At 41.1% G+C, this 3,718-nt stretch carries 4 protein-coding genes; 1 reads left to right on the top strand and 3 read right to left on the bottom strand.

The features are described from left to right. The 3 genes from WBV75_RS07995 to WBV75_RS07985 form a co-directional block, all read right to left on the bottom strand. Nucleotides 1-322: DUF6090 family protein (locus WBV75_RS07995; RefSeq protein WP_424120108.1), on the bottom strand; the 322-nt coding region annotated here is incomplete at its 3' end. 134 nt (nucleotides 323-456) lie between these two features. Then, nucleotides 457-1,224, bottom strand: coding sequence for a DUF6090 family protein (locus WBV75_RS07990; RefSeq protein ID WP_424120107.1), 768 nt, complete (start codon nucleotides 1,222-1,224; stop codon nucleotides 457-459). Next, nucleotides 1,224-1,961 carry a DUF6090 family protein gene (locus tag WBV75_RS07985; protein WP_424120106.1) on the bottom strand — a complete coding sequence of 246 codons (738 nt, stop codon included), beginning with the start codon at nucleotides 1,959-1,961 and terminating at the stop codon, nucleotides 1,224-1,226. Before WBV75_RS07985 ends, WBV75_RS07990 begins: the two co-directional genes overlap by 1 nt. Before the next feature lie 337 nt (nucleotides 1,962-2,298). On the opposite strand from WBV75_RS07985, the gene WBV75_RS07980 reads away from it, so the two are divergent. After that, nucleotides 2,299-3,718, top strand: a 1,420-nt coding sequence (locus tag WBV75_RS07980; RefSeq protein ID WP_424120105.1) for a M16 family metallopeptidase, incomplete at its 3' end; no start/stop codon positions are given.

The following is a 3,718-nucleotide window of genomic DNA, read 5'->3' as shown; positions in this document are numbered from 1 at the left end:
CTATAAAATCAAATATGTTATGCCATCTTAAAACGTTATATCTATTACTAGTTGAATCATAATTTGCCTTGCCTCTTGTTTCATGGTAAATATGGTAATATGCATCGGAGTGTTGTTTATATACTTTCAGAGCACTATTGAGTATGACATCTTCATTCTCCAGGTCGATTAATATGTTTTGGTATAACGCATGTTCTCTTTCGATGGCTTTTCTGTTTTCATTCCAGTTATTGATTTGGAGTGCAATCAAAATTCCAATAACTACAAGTATTATTTCTCCAATGGCATATTTAAAGTACTTTCCTGTGTTATTTTCCATCAGCAGATTTTGTCTAATTTTTCGAAAGAATTTTATCATTGGTTAGCGGTTGGTTATAATGAAGCACCACGGTTGGTATAAGCGCAGTTGCGAGGTGATGAGCAATTATCGCTTATACATCCTAAGTTTACTTCCGCTTATTTTTTTACTTTTTCATCACTAGAAATGTTAGAATCAATGACTCTTAATAAATTTTCTGCCTTTTCTGTTAATTGCCCCAGCACCAATTTATTAGCTTCTATTGCGACCCTATGAAAATCTATTCTTGATTCAAATTTCATGTACCGCTCAGATTTTGGATCCTTTAGCCATGACCAATCGACATACTCTAAATTAACCTTATGCCAAATCCTTGCACCGGTATTGATATATTCATATCCCGATGTTCTCAATATATATCTGTAGAATTCTTGGTTGTCTAAATTTATTTTTTCAATTTCTAGATCAGCAAATTCATAATATTCATTTATACTGTGAGATAATTGGGGATTATTAATTTTATAAATTAATCCAGTATTCACCATTTCATCAAAGGTTGTGGTTTTGACACTTAGATGATTCATTGAACCCCTCCCGACGATATATTCATCTATAGAGTTAATTCGGTCCATTGATCTTGTTAGAAGCTTAGAGTAGATATTATCAGCTTGGATATGCCATTTACTGTATAAACTATCAAGATATTTATAGTAATGTATATCATATAAAATATCTTCTTTTAAGTTTGAGAATGCCTGGGATTTGATATTTTCAGTTATTCTGTTTTCGTTCCAATTATCCACCTGTAAGGCAATCAAAATCCCAATCACCACCAACAGGATCTCCCCGATGGCATAGAGCAGGTACTTACTGAATTTGTTCTCAGTCAGAAGGCGTTGTCGGATTTGTCGGAAGAAGCGGAGCATTAATCTGTTTTCCTGGATTGGAGTTCTTTATTTATTTGCCGGATCAGGTCTTCAATAGCCTCCCTTGTCCACGTCGTATAATCAACATTATCATTCCGCACCACAATAAGAATACTTAGGAAATTCTTGAATTCATCATCTTTTTTCAGTCGTTCAAAGTCATTGGGGCGGGCCACATAAGGATTGTCGATGTTGCGTCTTACATGCTGAACCATCATTCGCTGTGTAGTGTTCTGGCTAAAAGACCACTCCCATTTAACCATGTCATCCATTAGCGACTGTATATGTAAATTGTAGACCTCTACAATTTGTTTCTTCAGGCTGTCGTTCTGAATTAGATCAATTCCCTTTGTCTTAATCGTTTCGTAGGTCATTGTAGACAAATAGGGCTGGCTCCAAACGTCAAGATTTGTAAAAGCTGAATCCAACACGGCATTGTAGGCGCGGTCCTCTTCGATATATGAATGAATAAGACGGTATCCCTCCAGGTATTCTTTATTTGCTTCGGATGCCTCTTGCAATTCTTTTTTGGAATATTCCAGGTCGGCTTTGAGCTCCTCCAAAAGAGATAACTCCACCTGTCCTGCTTTTCGCACCTCATTCCAGTTATTTACCTGAAGTGCAATCAAAATACCAATCACCACTAACAGAATCTCACCCACTGCATAGAGCAAGTATTTGCTGAACTTGTTATCATTCAGGAGTCTTTGACGTATTTGTCTGAAGAAGCGGAGCACGAGGTGAGGTTGAATACCTCTTCAAATTACAAAAAATAGTTGACTGGACGTTTCTATTAAATGTGCTTTAGGTGATTACTGGCGCAGATTGGGTATTGGTGGCAGACAACGAAGAAGACTTAGTTTTTTGGACAGCAATGGATTACTAAATTTTCCACGGGCTATGCATTTTTGGTTTTGGCGATTTCACTCTTCTTACCCATACCTGACTCAAAACAATGCAGCGCGATGTACGGAGGGTGACTCAAAGGGAATGCTTCAGGCTCGATGATTCCCCGATAATTTTCCTCAGAAGGATTTTTATTTTAGTTTTAGAAAAAATCACAATAATCCACGTATGAAAAAGAATATGCTGCTTTTCGTTTTTGCTTTTGTCGGTCTGTCTACACTTTTTGGTCAAACCGATGGGCTCGCCACCACAGTAATCCCGGAAGAAAATATCCCCATCGACCCCAATGTAAAGGTGGGAACATTGCCTAACGGGTTGACGTATTACATACAGAACAACGGCAAGCCAGAGGACAAAGTAGAACTGCGCCTGGCGGTCAATGCCGGCTCTATTATGGAAACGGAACGCCAGCTCGGTCTCGCACATTTTATGGAGCACATGAATTTCAATGGGACCACCAACTTTCAGAAGAACGATCTGATAGATTACCTGCAGAGCATTGGGGTAAAATTTGGTGCGGACTTAAATGCGTATACCAGTTTTGATGAAACGGTCTACATCCTCCCCATCCCCAGCGATGACCCGGAAAAGTTGGAGAAGGGGTTCCAGATCCTGGAGGACTGGGCACACAACACCACTTTATCAGAAGAGGCTATTGATGGAGAACGCGGGGTGGTACTCGAAGAATTGCGTTTGCGTTTAGGAGCGGAAGATCGCATGCAAAAAGTGACGCTGCCCAAGATGATGTACGGTTCCAGATATGCAGAACGGCTGCCCATTGGCACCAAAGAAAACCTCGAGAATTTTTCCTATGATGACGTCCGGGATTATTACAACACCTGGTACAGGCCAGATTTAATGGCCGTTGTCGCCGTGGGCGATTTGGATGTTGCCACCATGGAGTCCAAGATTATAGAGCACTTTTCAAACATCGAAAAACCCGTGAACCCGGTAAAGCGCGAGTCCTATGAGTTGCCAAACCACGAGGAAACCCTCATTGCAATCGCATCAGATAAAGAAGCGGCCTTTAGTCGTGTACAGGTACTCTACAAAGACCGTTTTGAAGCCCCTGAGGTCAGGACGGTAAATGATTTTCGCAACAGGTTGGTCAAATCCCTATTTTCCACCCTGATCAACAATCGGTTGGATGAACTCCGAAATAGCGCAGACCCGCCTTTCGTATTTGGGTTTTCGTCCTATGGGGGCACATTTGCAAGGACCAAAAATGCCTACCAGTCCTTTGCCCAAACCAGCCCTGACGGACAAATGAAAGGGCTCAGGGCTATTTTGGAGGAAAATGAACGCGTGAAACGATACGGTTTCCAGGAAGGAGAGTTTGAACGTGCCAAAAAAAGCATTTTGGCCAGACTTGAAAAACAATACAACGACCGCGATAAGTTGGAAAGCAATCGCCTGGTCAACAAATATATCTACCATTACCTTGAAGACTCGCCCATACCCGGTATCGCCTGGGAATTCGATATGACCAAACGCCTTTTGCCGGACATTAAACTGGAGGAGGTAAGCGCCCTGATCAAAGGGTTCCTGCATGATGACAACCGGGTCATTGTGATGACAGGTCCTGAGA

It is taken from the genome of Robiginitalea sp. (genome assembly GCF_049588695.1).
In the GTDB taxonomy this organism is placed as follows: Bacteria; Bacteroidota; Bacteroidia; order Flavobacteriales; family Flavobacteriaceae; genus Robiginitalea.
This window is presented reverse-complemented; position numbering and strand designations above follow the sequence as displayed.